Source organism: Rossellomorea orangium (assembly GCF_019334305.1).
Classification (GTDB): domain Bacteria; phylum Bacillota; class Bacilli; order Bacillales; family Bacillaceae_B; genus Rossellomorea.
This window is the reverse complement of record NZ_JAHWGH010000012.1, coordinates 147779-165993: the sequence shown is the minus strand read 5'-3', so window position 1 is coordinate 165993 and position 18215 is coordinate 147779. Positions and strand designations below refer to the sequence as shown.

Genomic DNA, 18215 nt, shown 5'->3' with positions numbered 1-18215 from the left:
TAGCTCCTTCCTCCTCATCAAATGACAATAACCATCATATTGCCCCCGATCATAGGACGATGTCCCTCTTGTATAGTGAACTAACTTCTATCTTTGTTAAGGTTCTTTTCCTTATTAATAACCACCAAGAATAAGGCTGCTGAGATGGCAGCGCCGAGTGATAAGAAGAAGTATATGTAATGGAGTAAATCGGGATTCTTTACTAAATCCCAAGTCGTCCTAATGAATGCAAAAGATAAATATAGAACTAAAATGAAAGGGCCTTTCGAAATGACTTTACTCAACATCCTCTCTTCCTTTCAGTGACTCATAATTTTAGATCTTTTTAATTGCAGCATGTTCATTTCCTCATGTTGTCTAATTGGATAAAATTTTTTCTAAATTGTTCTTCTAGTATTACCCCCTTTACTTAAAGGAACTTATAGACCTCCGTTCATCATAAATCCTAAAACTAGTATTATAAATCCACCTGCAAGTATTCCTAATGCTGAAATTGAAACTGTCTTGGATTTCCCTTTTTTACTCAATAGGGCAGTTACCAAAGCTAATATTGCTCCAATAATTAAGACGTTGGTTCCTACATACCCGCTAACTCTCCCTCTCATAAAAACAAATAATATTAAAGTAATCCCTATAATACCAATGGACACCCAACCAAGGTACTTTCTCATTTAATATCCCCTCCCTAAATATTAAATTCAGCTCTGTATATAATTAGACTGCAAAGAAAGTATTTTAGTTTCATATTAATCGATTCTTGATTGCCCATCCAAAACACTTTTTAGAGGCTTTTGAAGAACGTTCACAAAAGCTGCGACGGCGCTTGTTGCTACAATACCCATTAGACCCAGTGATATCGGACCTGCTGCGTCATCACCTGTGAAGTGAGCAAGCACCCTCAAATAAACAATTGCGATTAAAATGAAGAGAATAACCGTAAACGCACATTTTTTTATGATCTTCAAAGATTGAAATGATAACTCGGAGAATGCATTGTTCTTTTCGATATAGGTTAAGAGCTTAAATACTTGATACAACACTACAAAAATCGATAAACATATGCCATATGCACATGCCAAAAGGGGATATAGCGAATAATCACCTGGACGCTCTATCCCATCTCTTCTGGCTGCTTCAGGCAACCAATAGATACACACCGCAAGTAACCCAATTCCGATAAGAAAAGCAATGAACTTCAAGTAAAAAGTTGAACCTTGTTTACCATTCATTTAGAGCACCTCACTGATTCTATAATAAAATCACTGTACCACATTATTTATTGTTTAACAATAAATGAATGTTGTTTTTTAATATATTGTTATTGTTTTTAATTGAATTTCGATAAAAAAAATATAGAGCGCTTCTCATTTTAGAGAAACGCTCTTACTTTAAACCTTAATATGATAACTGATTGCATTAATCTGCTTATCATAACCTTCTTCAACGGTTTGACCCTATTGTGGACAGCAAACAAAGAGAGATATAGCAGATTCATGCGGGATTAACAATTATCGTGCGAGTTTCAGATACAATCATGCGCGAATCCCGATAATCATGCCAAGGTGTCGAATATCCTTTATTTATAAGGAACAAAAAGACCGATTGGACAGGCCCACGTATCCTTTAATAAGCCAATGGACCTGTCCCCACGGCTCTAATTATGGTGCAACAAGTTCAACTTTTATTCTGTCCGGGTCCTCGAAGTAAACTGCATAATAATCGTCTCCCCCTGCAAATGGATGCTGGTTTGTATAAAGAACGTTTATTCCCTTATCTTTTAATTTCATAGTCACACTATCGACGTGTTCTCGTGAATCTGCGTGAAAGGCTAAATGATTTAAACCTACTCTGCATCTATGATATGGAATGTCAAGAAACCGTTCTTCTGTTTGCACAAATACAATATACGTATCTCCCATTTTCCAACTTTGCCCACTTTCCCATTCTTGGAAAAGATGATACCCTAATTCCTCAAGAAACCAGCTCCAAAAATCAATTGACCTATTTAAATTAGATACATAAAGTTCAATATGATGAAGTAATCCTTTTGGCACAAAGCTTCCCCCTTTACTTTTCCATTCCCATCACCAGCTTGATGTGGTGCTCGAAGGATGAGTCTATCTGTTTCTATTTACGGAACATCTATTAAAATAGGATCCATATCCTTTCCCCACTCTCTCAAAAAAAGCACATTAACTCTCCGGACCAAAGTGCTTACCTTTTTCATTAAATTTGTCGACCCTATTACGGACTCAATCTTATACTTTAGAAATAACTAACGCCAAATTAGGCTATTACACAAATTTGCACATAAGAATATCATCAATATATTCCCCATCATTTAACTTGTATTCTTTTATCAAACGACCTTCTTCCAAAAATCCCATCTGCTTGTACAGGGAAATGGCTCTTTGATTTGTTGAAAGGACCCCTAAACTTACCTTTTCAATGAGTGGGTTCTCCTCGGCCCAGTCTAATAATGCCGTTAAAAGTGCCTTCCCTATCCCCATGCCTCTGTAATCTTTGCTTATCGACATTGAAACTGAGCCAGTATGGGATAATCTCTTCCTAGTTTGGGAACGAAATTCTATCGATCCGACAACTACACCATCCACTTCCGCTACGATAAGAGTTTCTTTTTCGTTATCCAATTTCCGTTGTATTCGTTCTTTTTCCTCCTGCACAGGCTTTTTTTCTAGCTCCTCTGATACAACGATGAAATATTTACCTTCAGAAATAACAGAGCTCTCTATATCCAAAAGTACTTCCGCATCCTCTAGTTTCACATTTCGAATGAAGTATTCTACATTATCTTTAGACACTGGTATTTTACATCCTCCTAAGTGATGATCTCTTATGAAATAAATACGACATCCGATAATAATATCCTTCTTCAACGGTCTGACCCTATTGTGGATAGCATGAAAAGAGATAGATAGAAGATTCATGCGGGATTTACGATTATCGTGCGGGATTTAGAAAAATCATGCCACTTCCGTCATAATCGTGCGAGTTTCAGATACAATCGTGCGAGCATTCCGATAATCATGCCAAAGTGTCGAATTTTCTTTATCTGTGAGTAGCAAAAGGACCAATTTGGCAGGCCCACGTCTCCTTTAAAAGAGCCAATGGACCTGTCCCCATGGCTCCCCTCCTTAAAAAGGAAAACATGAAGTAGTAATAGCACAATCGCTTGATTGCTTTCCTGTAGGTATCGTAGTAAGAACACTATCCGTTCTAATACAAATAACTGAAACTGTCCCCGCATTAAAGTTAGTAACATAAGCCTTTCTCCCATCGGGGGTAATACAAACATCCGTTGGACCATCGCCAACATCAATCGTCGTCATAATTGAATCATCACATGCATTCACTACGGTTACATTATCACTGCTGATATTCGTGATATATACCTTCTTCCCATCTGGTGTAACCGCTACGCCATTCGGTCTTATCCCTACATTGATCGTATTTGTTACTACGTTTCTCTTAAGGTCAATGACAGATACTGTACTAGGCTCCCCTCTCCCACGATTGGCCACGTATAGCTTTTTTCCATTCGGGGTAATCGCAAGGTCTCGAGGAAATTCTCCATTTGTAATGGGAATCCTGTCTATCACTGATTCTTTTTTTGTATCGATTACGGTAACAATGTTACTTATGGTTACAGCAACATAGGCCCTTCTTCCATCTGGACTAAATGCCACATCAAATGGGTTATCTCCTACTTCTATATGTTTCACAGTTTTCTTACAGACATCAATGATGGAGACAGTTGTGCCGCCGAAATTCGCTACGTACACTTTTCTTCCATCAGGTGTCGCAGCTATCCCAACCGGCCCTTCACCAACAGGGACTTCATTGACCACTTTATGACTTAAAAGATCTATAACAGAAACAGAGTTATTAGTAGTATTGGACACATATGCATGTTTAACTACAGGGGAAATTGTAATCCCATCTGGTTGATCACTTACTGGAATCGCATCTGTGACTTTATCCTTTTGGGTATCGATCATTGAAATCGTATCATCCCCAAAGTTCGTTACGTAAGCAATAAACTTTGCCTTACGTAGGAAGTGCTTCTTTCTATTCATTCTCATTGTATTCCTCCTTAAAATACCACCTCTACTAACTAGTATATGAGTAGTGAAAATGTTTGTGATTTTAAAAGAAGCAGAGGGACGGTTCTTCTGCTTCCTTTTTGATTAAATATCCCAATAAAAAAAGGTGCTTTCTAGATTCGATTGCACCTTGTACTCTACTATTTGATTGGTGATCCTATCCAACCACATGCGCGATTTTCAGCTATTAATACTACCTCCAGCATCAAACCCTCTTTCCCTTATCATTCACAGTCGATTCTATTGCCTCATTCCTCACCTCTAATATATACTCCTTACCAATCAATTCTCTTCCGCCGTTTTCTTCATACCACTCTTGGATCCGTTTAACATGAGCCGCATCACTTCGTATCTTATTTTCAATTTCCACATAATCTTCATAACTGTCGTATTCCCAAATAGCAAATATTTCAGAGGTTCCATCCCCACGATCCTTCATCCAACGCCCCACTAAACGAGACCCGTGTTTTAATTGATTCGGCAGATTGGTGTTGTTGAAGTGTTGATTAAAAATCTTTACAAATTCATTTTTAACGGTATAGTACTTTCTTCTATAAAACATGTATGTTTCTCCTTATCTATGATTTTAGAATCCTATTGAATACGGGTTCCTTCATACCAAGTGCAGATTATACCCCTTCAACCTCTCTGATGACCGCATCAAAAACATGCCCAATCGGTTCAGTTGCGTCTATAATTATTCCATTTTCGGGAATGTCTTCTTTCGTTTGATGCAAGTGCGCTATCAGCTCCCGTTCCGACTTCTTCCCACCAAATTCATTTTCCGGTCGCTCATCCAGCCGTCGGTTTAATGTTTCACGATCGACCTCGAGAACAAACACTCCATCAAATAAATCAATAAATGTTGAAAAGTTACGAGAACCACCGCAGAAAAATGTGACTGGCTCATCCTTGTTATCGACCAACGCCTTTACTTTCTCTACATCCCATATGTGATTCTCGTGAGAGGCAGTAGCCGTTGGGTCTCCCGTTTCAGGATCGCCTTGATAGGCCAATTCGCGGTCACCATGAATGGCTTGATAACCGCGCCGCTGCAATTCATTGCAGACCGTTGTTTTGCCGGTGCAGGAAACGCCTTCGATCAGAAAATTTCTGACGCCCATTGCACATCCCTCCTTTTCATTAGAAAATCATTATTCTATTTCCTTCATATTTCGTATATCAATTCTCTGGATCTCGCCGGCTAGCTCAATAGCTTCTGCACATTAGCAGCAACATAATTCCTAAACAATAAAAGTTCATCCTTCTCAAATTCATGATCAGTTTTTTCACTTGTATAACAATCTATGACTTTATGAACAGTGCTACTAAATTCTTTCGGCAATGTTGATAACCCCCAGCGGCCGGCTTCTTCCTTTGAAGAAATAACTCCCTCTTCTAGATACCAAAACACTCTAATCATATTTAGCGTACAATAAATCGGGTCCTCTTCAATCCTATCTAAACAATCCTGAAAGTCACCCAGTATGGACGATAGATAATCTGAACGTGGCACGAAAGGGAAGACTTCAGCAATAGGTTTGCCTGCCATACAAATCCCTCTATTATATAAAATCGTTATGTGAGCTGCTAAGTCCGGATCAGTGTTACTATTTCCGTTTATGAATTCGTATGTACCCATAACCAAATCATGTTCATAGCGCTCTCTCCAGAACTCACTATAATGAAAATCGAATGGACAAGGGTGCTGCCAGTCTTTTAATTGTTCCTGATTCATGAAACTGATTTCGATTGGGTAAGGGGAATTGGAACACTTCAAAAAGAATGCAGCTAATTTCCTTTTCATTTCAATTGCAATCGCCTTTTTCGTGACGACCAATAGATCCATATCGCTTTTGTCTGGATTAAATCCACCCATTGCTAAGGAACCGTGAACATATAAGCCAATAGGGTCTTCGTTTAATATTGTGTTTACTTCTGTTTGGATTCTTAAAATCATTTCTTTAACTTCAGCTAAGCACGTTTTTCCATGAAAGTTCATTGACTTTTCTCCTTTTTTCTAACACCAATCCATCTAATAAATCCTCCATCTTAAGTGCATTTCGAAACACGCTTCTTCCTTTTGAATACTTTATTCCGTTCTACCAACGTACATCCGTTACTCTGAAATGTTTTAAGCATCGGAAGGTTATTGTGACCCGTAGATCCAATGTAATAAGAAGCATTAAACTCCTTCTTTAAGATTTCTAGCGTTTGTTGGTGGAGAAGTTTGCTCTTCCCTTTTCCTCTTTCACTTGGAAGGATCCCGAAATAAAAAATCCTTCCCTCGTCTACCGTTCCGGGCTCTATATGAGGCATCGTGACTCCGATTGGAGCACCATTTTCATAAGCGATCATACAAGAACTCTGATAATTCGGTCCTAGCTCCACTTCAACGCTTCGCATCTGGTCATCGATGTGTAAGGAAGAGGGAGCATTTAATGATTCCTTCATAGAAGCTTCCCAGACATTTTTAAATTCTGTCAGGGGAATGTCGTGTAAGTCTTTCAATGCGAAGCCTTCTCCCAGGTTAGATGATTCCTCAAGAACTTTGTGAACAGTCACGTTTTCATCATGTAAGGTAAACTCATATTCTTTCAAAAGGGAAACGACCTCTTTGCTGCATTGACGATCAACAAGAATATTTACATTTCCACACTTTTTTATAAATGACTGGTCCATCATATATGGGATCAGTTCAAGCAGTTCCAGATTTGTTAGAGTTTTTGTATTTTCAATCGTTACAAAGTTTGCTCCTTTAACAATATGAATTCTTTCCATTAGATCTGAGATGTTGTGTGATTTCTTTAGCATAAATGACACCTCCCTTGATTGCAGTCTCATCATTCATATTCTTTAACACAAGCCATGATCCATACAGAACTAAAGTTTGTTTCATTCAGACCGTCCCCTAGTTAGAAAACTACAATCTGCCTAAAGCATCATCAAGTATCTCTTGATAAACTTCATTCCAACCATGATAATATTCCGTTACATCATTTGGATCTATCAGAATTCTTTCACCTGACTCATACTTTGCTTGAAAGTCATGTAATCGGTCAATGTCCATACAATAGAAAACCTGATAGCCTACTTTGGGGTATGGACTATCTTCATTCCAATTTGGATTCTCACTGTGGTCCACGATGATATAACCTAATAGAGAACAACTCCCTGAAACATACCCTTCTTCATAAGCTTCACGCTTTACACATTCTTCAGGAGTTTCCTCCTCTTCAATATGGCCGCCCGGGAAATCCCACCCTCTATGATTTAAATTGACTAATAACAGTTGACCATCTTTAAAACAATAGCCATGAACGCTAGTAATCCGTTCTCTAGCTGGGAGTTGTTTATCAGGTTTCCAAGTTAATTTTACTGTTGCGTCTCCCCAATTTACATATGTTGTTGTCATGTATTTTCTCCTTAAACACTCTGATCTTCTTTATCAAAAGGAATGCTATACCAAACATAATTTAATGTATTCTCGAACCCTATATTTTCTGCAATTGAAACAGAAGGTTGATTGATCTCCATACAATCCCAATATGGCGTAAGATGTTTCTCTAAACATTCCCGTACAAACGAATGAGCCACTCTTTGTCCAAGTTTCTTTCCTTGGTGATGCTTTACTGTCTCAATGTCTACACCATGAACATTTCCGGCTACTACGCCAGAAAAACAAACGCTCACTACCTCATTTTCATAAATGGCTGCATACCCAATACCCTTATCTAAAAACCTTTCAAATGAAGGCCAAAACTCCAAAATCTTCGAACGCAGAAAATTGATATTACCTAAAACACCGTTGTCCTCCAATATATCCCTGGTGATTTTCATTACTTCATATCCCTGGTCTAATTCAGGTTCATTTTGCTTTCTATAATCTGACTCTTTTAATTCATATACCTTTTGGTTATATCCAATGATATTCTCCCCATACACTTTCTTTAGAGTCTTATTCCATTTCAGATGATTTCCAATCGCTTCAAATGCGGTCAAGCCAACTTTATGGGCATCTGGTTTAATGACTGGATGAAAAAAATAGTTTAACTTTACATTGAACTCCTCGTTATCTGCATCCCCCATAAAAATAAAACCATTCTGACTCCCCAACCAGATGAAGCCAGAGGTGGGAGCCATCAAGTCATCAACAAAGACACGACCAGGATGATCTCCATCGATTACAGCTACTGTTTCTAAGAGACCTTCATCATGAATGAAACCCTTACATTTATAAAATTCAGATTTTTCTAGTTCTAGGATCATTTGTCTTCACCCTCTCTTACAAACATTCAAAGGTTATGACCTTGTAGCAGTTTATCCGCAAGCTTAATATTTTCCTTTAAATATACCGGCAGTTCCGTATGAGCAAGAATTTCTGAAGTCGTCACCCACATGACATCATCGACTTCTTCCTTACTCTTTGCGTAAGGCTCACCCGCTTTGTGGTGACACAGAAAAACGATATCAATGACATGGATGCCTGATTCCGTCACAAAGGAGGAACTATTAACATAGCGAAGACCCGTAACGTCGCTGCCTACTCCTTCAAGAATTTCTCGTTTTAAGGTCCTTTTAAAATATCGGATATTGCCCCAGTTTATTGAAGTAGGAAACTCACTCCATTACATACTCCAAAACATCCTCAACATAACTTTCTAGAGGTTTACTAGTATCGACCAACAAGCATTTGAAATTGGCTGGTTTCTTACTGTTATGAATTGTATATCTAAATGCTTCCTCTGAAGTGACTTCCTTAATTTGACTGGTCATCCGTTCTCGATTCTTTAATCGGAAATTCACTTCCTTTACATCATCGATATAACATTCAACGTATTTGTATGTAGCTTGATATTTAGTAGATAATTCCGTGCCCTTATTAACCAGTTCATCATATAAGCAAGGACTATCAAAAATGACATCGTGACCTTGGGATAAATGAAACTCTATTAAAGACCAATCGATATTGTACGAAATCTTCCCAGCTAACCTGTTATCCATTTCGTCTTCAATGGATTCTAATAAAGCGGATTTCACAATATCGTGATCAATGAGTACTGCTCCCGTTCGCTTCGCTATTTGTCTGGATAGTGTGGACTTTCCTGAGCCCGGGAAACCGGACATCTGAATAAAAAACATGATGGAACACCTCGCTTAGGTAGGATGATCTATTTTAATGGATAAACCAACTCAATTCCTTCTTCCGCCTTCAACGATTGATAATACCAGTAATTATGATCAGCTCCATGGATGCAAAGAATTCGCTTATCAGGATACTTCTTAGCAGCATTTTTCACCCGTGCCACCATAATGTAGTGTCGGGTATTCCATACAATATTCTGAACGTTAGGGTTAACTGAATGTAACCAGTCATACATTTCATTCGTGATCGCATCATACTCGAATGAGTTACCTCCTTCATTCCATGCTGATAGCTTTTGATCATTCCAACTCTGTAATTCTTTCTCTAACTTAGCCTTTGTTTGTGGGTCATACTTATCAAAAGGACCTTCTGCAAATACATCCTCTTCAAACCAATTCACTGGAACAAACTCAATACCCTTTTCACGACATAAGGGGAATATCAATTGAGGATATTCATTTTGTGTCTCCCCTAGAATGCCAAAAGGTTCACCTGTTTGTAGATAGAGCTCCCAGCTTGAAGGGTGTACTTCTCCACATATGACGTCAGGTTTAAATTCTTTTATTAGTTCTTCCAATCGTGATAACGGGAAATTATATTTTTTTTTGCATTTCTTCATCGTGAGTCATTCCTAAAATACCTACGACTGCCATCGTGACACATCCTCTTTAATAGTAGTGCATGCGCAATTCCATAAACATGAACTTAATACCAATTATTTCAATATTGAGCAACTTACTCAAGAAATATTTCAAACAAAAAGGAAGCTCATCCTTATTTCGGTCCCTTTAGCTGAACAAGAGGTGTAATAATTTGGAGTTTAATATATTAGTAGGTCATTTCTATTTCCTTTTCGATGGAGACTTTTTTTTGTTTAGATTTTTTGACTAATTATAAATTGAAAATCTTCAAAAGAAGTGGAGGACAAAATCGGGTTATTTCCCTTCTACATAATAAATGCATATTTTCCCCATAATAATGATATAGATTTCTTCCTGGAGGTAGGTGAGGACACGTGACTACAATTGAAAGAATGGATCAACATGCAAAGGAAACACAAGAAATAGTTCAACAAGTAATTGATCTATGGTTAAATGAGGTTGTTTTCACATGGAGGTGGTGGTTTGGATTAATAACAACCATACTCACTTGGTTATTTTGGATTAAGTATCACAAGAAAGAGAGTCGCTACAGGTTAATGACAGCAGGCTTATTCGTTATGACATTATCAGTAGCCCTGGATGCTATAGGGGTTCAACTGGGGTTATGGTCATATCGCTATGAAGTATTACCTTTTATCCCCGCTTACATTCCCTATGATTTAGCATTAATGCCCGTCGTCATAATGTTCTTAATACAAATTAAGCCGTATTACTCACCATTTAAGAAGTCTGTTATCTTCGGATTGTTAACCGCATTTGTAGGAGAGCCATTATTAGTCATGACTGATATCTACAATACTGAAAAATGGGAATTTTTCTATTCTATCCCTATTTATATTGTTATATATTTGATTGCTCACCATTTAACTACAAGAAAAAATTATGAGGAATTATAAATGCTTCTTCATGGTTAAAAGGATTAATCAGTTTATTACCCAATAATTGAAGAAGGGCAATAGTCAGAATAATTAGCTGATCTTCATTATCATTTGATTTAGTTCAGACTTTTCAAGGTAGAATTAGAGAATTTATTTCTCATCAAAACTCCATGCAAAAAGGATCTGGAAGCTTACCTTCAGATCCTGTCCGTATTGAGGCTTTGCATTCTTTTACTTTCACATTAATACCTTGTGAAGTTTTCAGCTGTAGCTATTTATTCATTCGTTTGTTCACTTCAATCGTAATGAACTCCGGCAAATAATTGGGAGTACATCCTTTTGATACCTTTTCATCTTTGTAAAGACCTGTTTTCTCACCAAGTTTCATACAACGTGCACGATACTTTTTATCATATACGCCTATCCAGCCTGCGGTGAAATTCATAGCCCATTGAACTTCCGGTTCTTCCTCCGTAATAGCAGCTTCAATGGCAGTTAGTAAGTCTGCAGTGTTATCAGGCGGTGTTTGTCCAGTCCATCTCAATCGCCCTTGATAATACCAGAAAGCTCGCCTTTGAAGAGCAGAAGGACTATTTCCCCACGACTCCATCAATGCAATGTTCTTCTTGTCTTTAGTAAGCTGATTTGCCATTAACCAATCCATTAAGTTATTTCGCTCATCATATTGGTGAGTCTGCATATCCTTATCAAGCTTATTCAGTACATCTTGGGAAAGAAGTTTTTTGTCCATAATTAAGATGGCCAATAATCTGGCCAAAAACTCTTCTGTTGACCATAGTTCCATAGCTAGTTCGTGATCTTTTTTAATATCCTTCGCGAATTTTCGCAAGTCGCCTAGCTTGGTTTTACTATTGATCTGGGATAGGATGTTTTCTGCTTTTGATGAGTGATTTATTTCTGTGCTTTTATTTTTATTCATTTGACACAACTCCTTATTAAAGCACTGTCAGTTCTGGAAAGATATATAAGTCTTATTGCAAACAATTGTACCATAACAATGTATTTCACCGTTATTTCGGTACTGTTCCCCCTACTAGTGCGAAACAACTTCTTCAACATTCTGGCCATTAACGGAAAATCAAACACATAAAAAATCGCCTCATTTCATTGAGAAATGGGCGATAACTCATACAAGCAACTTGCTCATCCATCATATCACCGGCCCCTCATAAGGAGCTTTCGGCATCCGGTGAAAATCATATGTCGCCATATCTTCCACTCTCGTAAAATAGGCGTGTAAACAGTTGGCCATCATTAAATTCATGACGGCATTTTTTTCATTAATCAACAGGATCGGCGTTTGCATGGAGTACGCGTACCCGATTTCAAATGCCGTTCCGCTGTCCACATACTTGCCTTCGAAATCACGGATGCCCACCAGGACATCGGAACGCCTTAAATGTCTCAGATCATTTCGGAAGACTTTGCGCCTCCACTCTTTCGATCCAAATTCAAGGTGTTCGAATTGATGAAATCGTGCGGAGAAGATTTCCGATACATATGGATTCCGCATGAGGGATTGTTCGAGCCTTTGTACCCGGTCGACTTGTTCCTCGCTGAAGAACGGACTTGCGATAAATACTCTGACGTTTCTTGTGATCGAGCTCTCCATGTGACCTCCCCAGAACGTATTTACTACGTATCATATTAAGGAGTCTTCACATTCATGAATACGATTGTTGGTGAGTATGAAAAAAACCGAGTATAGAATCTCCATACTCGGCTTCTCTTGATCTAGGAGGGCTCTTCTTCAATCGTCCAGATTGCTAATTCTTGACCAGGCAGGGCACTGACAAGTTCACTTTCTCCATCAATTCCTGCATGCCAGCATTCAAATTCATCATCGTGGCCGTTTATAAAGATGGAAGACCCATTTTTAAATCGGATGAGCAGGTGGGGAGCCTCCTCACCAACCAGTTCTACCTTTGTCACAGTTTGTCTTCTCATTCGGATGATCTGTAGAAGTTTCCCTTCTTCCGATATATCTACGATCTCATCTTCACTTAAGGGATACTGCTTCACACCCGGGTCCAATAAGCACCACTTCGATTCGATGTTCAAGAAGAGTTGAGGATCTTCCACATCGGTGTTTTGATAATGAAAGAAAGAGAGCATCAGCAAGCCTGGTGAGATTCCAAATTGAACACCGTCCAGCTGCGAATGTTGGTAGAGGTTGTTTAGAAGAGCTTCAGCCTGCATTTTATCTTTAGCATCTATTTGCATTCTCCCCTTTGATACTACTAGCTATAAACATCGAGGCATCTTTCTTCATAAAGATACCCTCACCATGATAAAATGTCCTGATCTCCGTTGAGGTAAATCCCGCCTCCGACAAGCGTTCCTTTAGTTCCTCATGATCAAAGCCGTTATGCACCTTCGGATGGCTGATTTTCTCATTCTTATCAAAGTCGACAATGATGAGCTTGCCGCCTTCATTGAGAATATTGTATAACTCTTGTAAGATTTGTTGAGTATTAGGAATATGTAGAAGGACAAGTGACATGAGCACAATGTCAGACTTCAACTCTGGAGTTCCCTGGGTAAAATCGGAATAGAGGACATTGGCGTTTCCGATTCCTCTTTGAGTGATTTTGGCTTTGGCGACTTCGACCATCTGCTTGGATGAATCAATTAGCAGAACGGATTTGACCTTATCTGTCAGTTCTAAACTTACAAGTCCCGTTCCGCTCCCATAATCGATGAGCGTTTTAGAGGCACTGTCCTGCAGTTCTTTTCTTACTTCTTCAGCGACAATGTTGGCCAGTTCCTTCCGCTCTTCTGTATCATATCGTTTGGCCATTTCTTCAAAGACGTTTGGTTCCATTGGTCACACTCCTATTTTGGTTTGTTGTGAAACATTATATCAAAGTCTTCTGTTACACTACATATAGAGAAATGAGGTGATGCCTACATGGATAATATAACAAATGAAGAAAAGCAGCAGTCAATTGAAGCGTTTCAGTCGGTCATCCGTAAATCGGAAAATGCCCTGGCTTCGATGAAATCAGGGTCGGCACAGTCTAGACTCCTTGAAAAACGGTTGAAAGCAGCCAGGATTGGTGAAGGATTGCTTGCTGCACGCTGGGAAGGTAAAGAGTTGGATGTGAGCCATGACGAGTTGGTAGAGGCGAAGCAAGTATTGGAGGGTTTACTGTTGATGCTCCCTGGGTTCCTTGAGAAAACCAAGCCTGGAAGCGGACAGCGGACCTACATTGAGAGACGGATCAAGGCATTTCAAATGGCCGTTTCTTATCTGAATGAATAAAAGAGCCGGCAAACGCCGGCTCTTCTTCAATATTATTGGTGATTTCTGCACACTTCCCGTAAATCCTTCATGACTGCTTCTTTCTCTTCCCAAGAATAAATCGAAGCGCCTGCTGCCAGTGGATGGCCACCGCCATTGTACTTCTTGGCAATCGTGTTAATCACAGGTCCTTTTGAACGCAGGCGAACCCTGATTTGGTCATGTTCTTCAATAAAGAAGACCCACGCTTTCATGCCTTTCACGTTCCCTAACGTACTGACAAGTAAGGAAGCTTCTGATGGGACAACATCGTGCTCCTCGAGAATATCCTTGGTCATGACCATCATGCCGCAGCCATCTTCGTCCATTTCAAAATTCTGAAGCACATATCCGTTCAGCTTCGTCACGCTTGAATCGACTTCATACATGCGATTGAATAATTCGTTCCGGTCGAAATCATAGCGGATCAATTCACCGGCGATGTCAAACGTCTTCTGAGTCGTACTTGGATACAGGAATCTCCCCGTATCGCCGACAATCCCGGCAAATAGGAGTCTTGCTCCTGAGTCAGGCAGGGTCAATCCTTTGTCTTTCCCGAACTGGTAAAATTCATAGATCATTTCACTAACGGAGCTTGCCGTTGTATCGATCCAGAGGTGATCCCCGTAAGCATCCTCGTTTGGATGATGATCGATTTTCACAAGCAGGTCGCCGAGTTTGTAGCGGCGGTCGCAGATTCGTTCTTCGTTGGCCGTATCACAGACGATGATCAAGGCACCTTCAAAGACCGAGTCTTCGATATCGTCAAGACGATTTAAGTAATGAAGGGTTTCCTCTTCTTTTCCGACCGCATAGATATTCTTTTCAGGGAATGAGGCTTTCAGGATTTCCACAAGCCCTCCCTGAGAGCCGTATGCGTCAGGATCAGGGCGGACATGTCTATGTACAATGATGGTTTCATATTGTTTGATGAGGTTCAGGATTTGTTCTTTCATGGGAATCTCCTTTGTAGTGGAATTTATATTTGGCATTCTGCCCCGTTATCTGTAAAATAGTAGCGAGAGTAGTCAACGATGGAGGACAAAAAACTATGTATTTTCTCGCATTACTGATTGTCGTTACGTTCACGTTCTATGTCTTTTATAAAATAAGACAAGTGAGAACGAGACGACCGATGGAAAAGAAATGGTTATCGGCGAAAGCAAGCATTGCCCTTGGGCTGTTCGTTGCCCTGTTCGGGATCAATCAGCTGTTTTTATTCCCCGGCACACTGACGTATGTCATCGGCACGCTTTTCATCCTGTTGGGACTTGGAAGCTGCTGGGCCGGATATAAGATGTATAAGCATGTGCTTCCTTATGCACAGAGGGAAGCGAAGGAACTGGATAACCAATAAAGTACTGTAAAAGACTAGATGCCCATCTAGTCTTTTTGTTTTACCGATTAATGCCGGTCGATCAACTGACAAATCATCAGTGATTTACCCATGAGCACGCCTTCGTTATACACTTCTACATCCACTTTACCAAATTTTCTTCCGACGTCGAGTACCTTTGGATGGATTTCTAGGATGGTTTCCATCTGGACCGGTTTGATGAAGTAGATGGTCATGTTTTCGATGACGAGGTCGCCTTTTTTGTACGGTTTCAGTGCACGGTTGGCGGCTTCTGTCATTAGGGTGGTGAAGACACCATAGGAGAGCGTCCCGATTCCTGTGGTCATTTGCGGTGTGACGGCAAATTGGTAGATTTCTTTGTTTTCTTTTTTCTCGCCGACTACTTCGACTGCATTTGAGATGAGGTCATCGATCGTTTCCCCGACCTGCGGCTGACGCTGGATCATTTGCAAAGCTTTCAGTACGTCCTGACGGCTGATGATCCCCTGCAGCTTGTTTTGTTCATTGACGACAGGAAGTAACTCGATCCCTTCCCAGATCATAATATGGGCGGCGGATGCGACGCTTGTGTTCGGGCTGACGGTGATCGGCTGCTTTGTCATGATCTTATCGATGCCCGCATACTTTTCCTGTCCCATAACGTCTTTTGACGTCACCATACCATATACTTTCAAGTTCCGGTCCACGACTGGGAAACGGCTGTGGAATGTGTACTGATTCTTTTCGTACCATTCTTCCAACGTATCGTCGAGGTGCAAGTAAATCGTATCGTCCACTTTGGTTAAAATGTCTTCCACTAATACAATCTCTTTCTTGATGAGCTGATCGTAAATGGCCCGGTTGATCATGGTGGCTACGGTAAAGGTGTCATAAGAGGTGGAGATGATCGGGAGTTCGAGTTCATCCGCGAGCTTCTTGACGTCTTCGTCTGCATCGAATCCCCCTGTGATCAGGACGGCGGCACCTGCACGCAAGGCATGTTCCTGTGCCTGGGTCCGGTTCCCGATGATCAAAAGGTTCCCCGCTTCCGTGTATCTCATCATGGCTTCAAGCTTCATGGCTCCAATGACAAACTTGTTGAGCATCTTATGCAGGCCGGATCGTCCACCGAGTACTTGTCCATCGATGATATTGACCACTTCTGCGTAGGTGAGCTTCTCGATATTTTCTTTCTTCTTCTGTTCGATGCGGATCGTTCCGACGCGTTCGATGGTGCTGACGTAGCCTTTCGTTTCGGCATCTTTGATCGCCCGGTATGCCGTTCCTTCGCTGACGGTCAGTGCTTTCGCGATCTGGCGGACGGAGATTTTTTCTCCGACAGGCAGGGTATCTATGTACTCCAGTATTTGTTCGTGTTTTGTAGCCAAGCTTTTCACCCTTCTTTGTAACGTCCTACTTTATATGTTTATTATAATGTGAAAAGCGCGGTGTTTCAATTTAATCAGGGCTTTCGGGGGTGAAAGCCCTGATTGGTGTGTGTGAATTACTCCTTTTGATGAGAGAGTGATGGTTGATTTTCGCTGCAGGAGCTCGCTTTCCGCGGGGCTGGCGGTGAGCCTCCTCGGGCTTCTGTGTAGTCAACATGTCCAGCTCCGGCGGCTAGGCCCTCGAGGTCATAAGCTAAATGGTCCAAGAAGGCAAAAAACGCCTTCCCGGCCCATTCATCTTATGCTTGTCGGGCCTGAGCAAGCCGCCTCCGCTTTTCGTTCTTTCCCGCAGGAGTCGAGCCCCTTTCGCTTCAATCAACATTGGCGGTTTGTTCCTTTCACAGACAAAAAGCTTAAAGAGCTTATCCAAATGACCGTGATTTCAATTTGCGCACAGGCTTGGATTTTAATTTCTTGCCGCCACCTTTGCCTGTTCCTTTAGGTGTGTAAAGGATTGCGGCCAGGTTGCCAGCTATGACGCAGGTGGCCAGGATGAGCCAGCTGATGGCGAAGGTTCCTTGTAGGCCTTCTGCGAATATGGACATGCGGGGGGCTCCGTAGTAGATGAGGGCCCCGGTGATGAGTAGGCAGAGAATGTATCGTTGTTTCAAGTGTGGTACCTCCTTTCTAGGCTTGTATCATGTATATGCGGGTAGGTGGAGGATGTTGTGCAAACATACGAAAAAGGAGATGTATTTGCACCTAAGTAGATTAGTTGATGTATCAAGGATTTATAACATTATGTGGTAAAATCAACTTAATGATTATGAATATTCAGTTCTTCAATTAACGGGCAATTTAATTGAGTGGAGGTGGATTTATATTGCATCCAATAACAACAACAGAAATTACATTTTCGGTCATTTTTGTAATTGTTATTTTTGTTCTTTCATTATTGACCCCAAGTTATATAAGGAAACTCTGTCTAATTGTTTCAATTTCATTAACTGCACTATTACTTATATTTTTTGCTGTTCGCCCTTTTTGGATTGACTATCAAGTTTCGAAAAAAACCGAACAACTTAATGAATACTTAGAAGAAAAATTCCCTCAACAGGAATGGCAGGTGACCCAGCAAGAAGGAAGACAATATAGCCCTTATCACCTCATAGTAGAATTTAAAAACGAGAAGGGTTGGTATTATACTTATTCAGTGGAAGATGAAGAGAAGATTTGCCAAAATGTTTGGACTCCGCCAGAAGGGGACTTCCCTGATGAGGGCATACATTTTGAAAACCCATGTGAAGAATAATCCTTATTGAACAAACGGGCAGTTTAGTTGAGTTTTTCGTGTCATGAAGAATCGAAAAGGAGGTT

The 18215-nt window shown here is 40.3% G+C and carries 25 protein-coding genes; 4 read left to right on the top strand and 21 right to left on the bottom strand.

The annotated features are described in order from the left end of the window. Positions 1–419 precede the first annotated feature (419 nt). The 14 genes from KYJ26_RS07315 to KYJ26_RS07250 form a co-directional block, all read right to left on the bottom strand. Positions 420–671, bottom strand: a complete 252-nt coding sequence (locus KYJ26_RS07315; RefSeq protein WP_219166626.1) for a hypothetical protein — start codon at positions 669–671, stop codon at positions 420–422. A 75-nt stretch (positions 672–746) separates the two neighbouring features. Next, a complete protein-coding gene (locus KYJ26_RS07310; protein WP_219166625.1) occupies positions 747–1229 on the bottom strand; it encodes a DUF2975 domain-containing protein in 483 nt (160 codons plus the stop codon). 429 nt (positions 1230–1658) lie between these two features. Then, positions 1659–2054, bottom strand: a complete 396-nt coding sequence (locus KYJ26_RS07305; protein WP_219166624.1) for a VOC family protein — start codon at positions 2052–2054, stop codon at positions 1659–1661. A 240-nt stretch (positions 2055–2294) separates the two neighbouring features. Next, complete coding sequence (locus tag KYJ26_RS07300) at positions 2295–2828, bottom strand: GNAT family N-acetyltransferase (RefSeq protein ID WP_219166906.1); 534 nt, start codon at positions 2826–2828, stop codon at positions 2295–2297. A gap of 327 nt (positions 2829–3155) precedes the next feature. After that, complete coding sequence (locus tag KYJ26_RS07295) at positions 3156–4103, bottom strand: YVTN family beta-propeller repeat protein (RefSeq protein WP_219166623.1); 948 nt, start codon at positions 4101–4103, stop codon at positions 3156–3158. Positions 4104–4329: 226 nt separating this feature from the next. Beyond that, positions 4330–4686 (bottom strand): NIPSNAP family protein, encoded by a 357-nt coding sequence (locus KYJ26_RS07290; RefSeq protein WP_219166622.1) that lies wholly within the window; start codon positions 4684–4686, stop codon positions 4330–4332. Positions 4687–4753: 67 nt separating this feature from the next. After that, the gene (locus KYJ26_RS07285) at positions 4754–5248 is read right to left on the bottom strand and encodes an AAA family ATPase (RefSeq protein WP_219166621.1); all 495 of its coding nucleotides are present in this window, start codon (positions 5246–5248) and stop codon (positions 4754–4756) included. 80 nt (positions 5249–5328) lie between these two features. Then, positions 5329–6126 carry an aminoglycoside adenylyltransferase domain-containing protein gene (locus tag KYJ26_RS07280; RefSeq protein ID WP_219166620.1) on the bottom strand — a complete coding sequence of 266 codons (798 nt, stop codon included), beginning with the start codon at positions 6124–6126 and terminating at the stop codon, positions 5329–5331. Between the two features lie 50 nt (positions 6127–6176). Beyond that, positions 6177–6938, bottom strand: coding sequence for a GNAT family N-acetyltransferase (locus tag KYJ26_RS07275; protein WP_219166619.1), 762 nt, complete (start codon positions 6936–6938; stop codon positions 6177–6179). Positions 6939–7047: 109 nt separating this feature from the next. Further along, positions 7048–7539 (bottom strand): NUDIX hydrolase, encoded by a 492-nt coding sequence (locus KYJ26_RS07270; protein ID WP_219166618.1) that lies wholly within the window; start codon positions 7537–7539, stop codon positions 7048–7050. Positions 7540–7550: 11 nt separating this feature from the next. After that, positions 7551–8393, bottom strand: a complete 843-nt coding sequence (locus tag KYJ26_RS07265; RefSeq protein ID WP_219166617.1) for a GNAT family N-acetyltransferase — start codon at positions 8391–8393, stop codon at positions 7551–7553. Between the two features lie 26 nt (positions 8394–8419). Further along, positions 8420–8623, bottom strand: coding sequence for an NUDIX hydrolase (locus KYJ26_RS07260; protein WP_257474918.1), 204 nt, complete (start codon positions 8621–8623; stop codon positions 8420–8422). Positions 8624–8744: 121 nt separating this feature from the next. Continuing rightward, the gene (locus KYJ26_RS07255; RefSeq protein ID WP_219166616.1) at positions 8745–9266 is read right to left on the bottom strand and encodes a P-loop nucleotide/nucleoside kinase family protein; all 522 of its coding nucleotides are present in this window, start codon (positions 9264–9266) and stop codon (positions 8745–8747) included. A 29-nt stretch (positions 9267–9295) separates the two neighbouring features. Then, complete coding sequence (locus KYJ26_RS07250) at positions 9296–9889, bottom strand: hypothetical protein (protein WP_257474917.1); 594 nt, start codon at positions 9887–9889, stop codon at positions 9296–9298. Positions 9890–10285: 396 nt separating this feature from the next. On the opposite strand from KYJ26_RS07250, the gene KYJ26_RS07240 reads away from it, so the two are divergent. Then, entirely contained in the window at positions 10286–10828 is a 543-nt protein-coding gene (locus KYJ26_RS07240; RefSeq protein WP_219166615.1) for a CBO0543 family protein, read from the top strand. 253 nt (positions 10829–11081) lie between these two features. On the opposite strand, the gene KYJ26_RS07235 is transcribed toward KYJ26_RS07240, so the two are convergent. From KYJ26_RS07235 to KYJ26_RS07220, 4 genes are all read right to left on the bottom strand, one after another. Beyond that, complete coding sequence (locus tag KYJ26_RS07235) at positions 11082–11750, bottom strand: DNA alkylation repair protein (protein ID WP_219166614.1); 669 nt, start codon at positions 11748–11750, stop codon at positions 11082–11084. Between the two features lie 231 nt (positions 11751–11981). Then, on the bottom strand, positions 11982–12443 hold the full coding sequence (locus tag KYJ26_RS07230) for a nucleoside 2-deoxyribosyltransferase (protein ID WP_219166613.1): 462 nt from the start codon (positions 12441–12443) through the stop codon (positions 11982–11984). 122 nt (positions 12444–12565) lie between these two features. Beyond that, positions 12566–13054, bottom strand: a complete 489-nt coding sequence (locus KYJ26_RS07225) for a hypothetical protein (RefSeq protein ID WP_219166612.1) — start codon at positions 13052–13054, stop codon at positions 12566–12568. Then, positions 13038–13655 (bottom strand): class I SAM-dependent methyltransferase, encoded by a 618-nt coding sequence (locus tag KYJ26_RS07220; RefSeq protein WP_219166611.1) that lies wholly within the window; start codon positions 13653–13655, stop codon positions 13038–13040. The genes KYJ26_RS07225 and KYJ26_RS07220 overlap by 17 nt, the downstream gene beginning before the upstream one ends. 87 nt (positions 13656–13742) lie before the next feature. On the opposite strand from KYJ26_RS07220, the gene KYJ26_RS07215 reads away from it, so the two are divergent. Continuing rightward, the gene (locus KYJ26_RS07215; protein WP_219166610.1) at positions 13743–14096 is read left to right on the top strand and encodes a hypothetical protein; all 354 of its coding nucleotides are present in this window, start codon (positions 13743–13745) and stop codon (positions 14094–14096) included. Between the two features lie 32 nt (positions 14097–14128). Here KYJ26_RS07215 and KYJ26_RS07210 read toward each other — a convergent pair whose 3' ends face one another. Next, entirely contained in the window at positions 14129–15070 is a 942-nt protein-coding gene (locus KYJ26_RS07210) for a DHH family phosphoesterase (RefSeq protein ID WP_219166609.1), read from the bottom strand. Between the two features lie 95 nt (positions 15071–15165). Here KYJ26_RS07210 and KYJ26_RS07205 point away from each other — a divergent pair, with 95 nt between their 5' ends. Next, positions 15166–15471, top strand: a complete 306-nt coding sequence (locus tag KYJ26_RS07205) for a YtpI family protein (RefSeq protein ID WP_219166608.1) — start codon at positions 15166–15168, stop codon at positions 15469–15471. Positions 15472–15518: 47 nt separating this feature from the next. Here the strand turns inward: KYJ26_RS07205 and KYJ26_RS07200 are convergent, their stop codons facing one another. After that, positions 15519–16838, bottom strand: a complete 1320-nt coding sequence (locus KYJ26_RS07200; protein ID WP_219166607.1) for a DRTGG domain-containing protein — start codon at positions 16836–16838, stop codon at positions 15519–15521. A 422-nt stretch (positions 16839–17260) separates the two neighbouring features. Beyond that, positions 17261–17509 (bottom strand): hypothetical protein, encoded by a 249-nt coding sequence (locus KYJ26_RS07195; protein WP_219166606.1) that lies wholly within the window; start codon positions 17507–17509, stop codon positions 17261–17263. A gap of 212 nt (positions 17510–17721) precedes the next feature. On the opposite strand from KYJ26_RS07195, the gene KYJ26_RS07190 reads away from it, so the two are divergent. Further along, positions 17722–18150 carry a hypothetical protein gene (locus tag KYJ26_RS07190; protein ID WP_219166605.1) on the top strand — a complete coding sequence of 143 codons (429 nt, stop codon included), beginning with the start codon at positions 17722–17724 and terminating at the stop codon, positions 18148–18150. Positions 18151–18215: the final 65 nt, after the last annotated feature.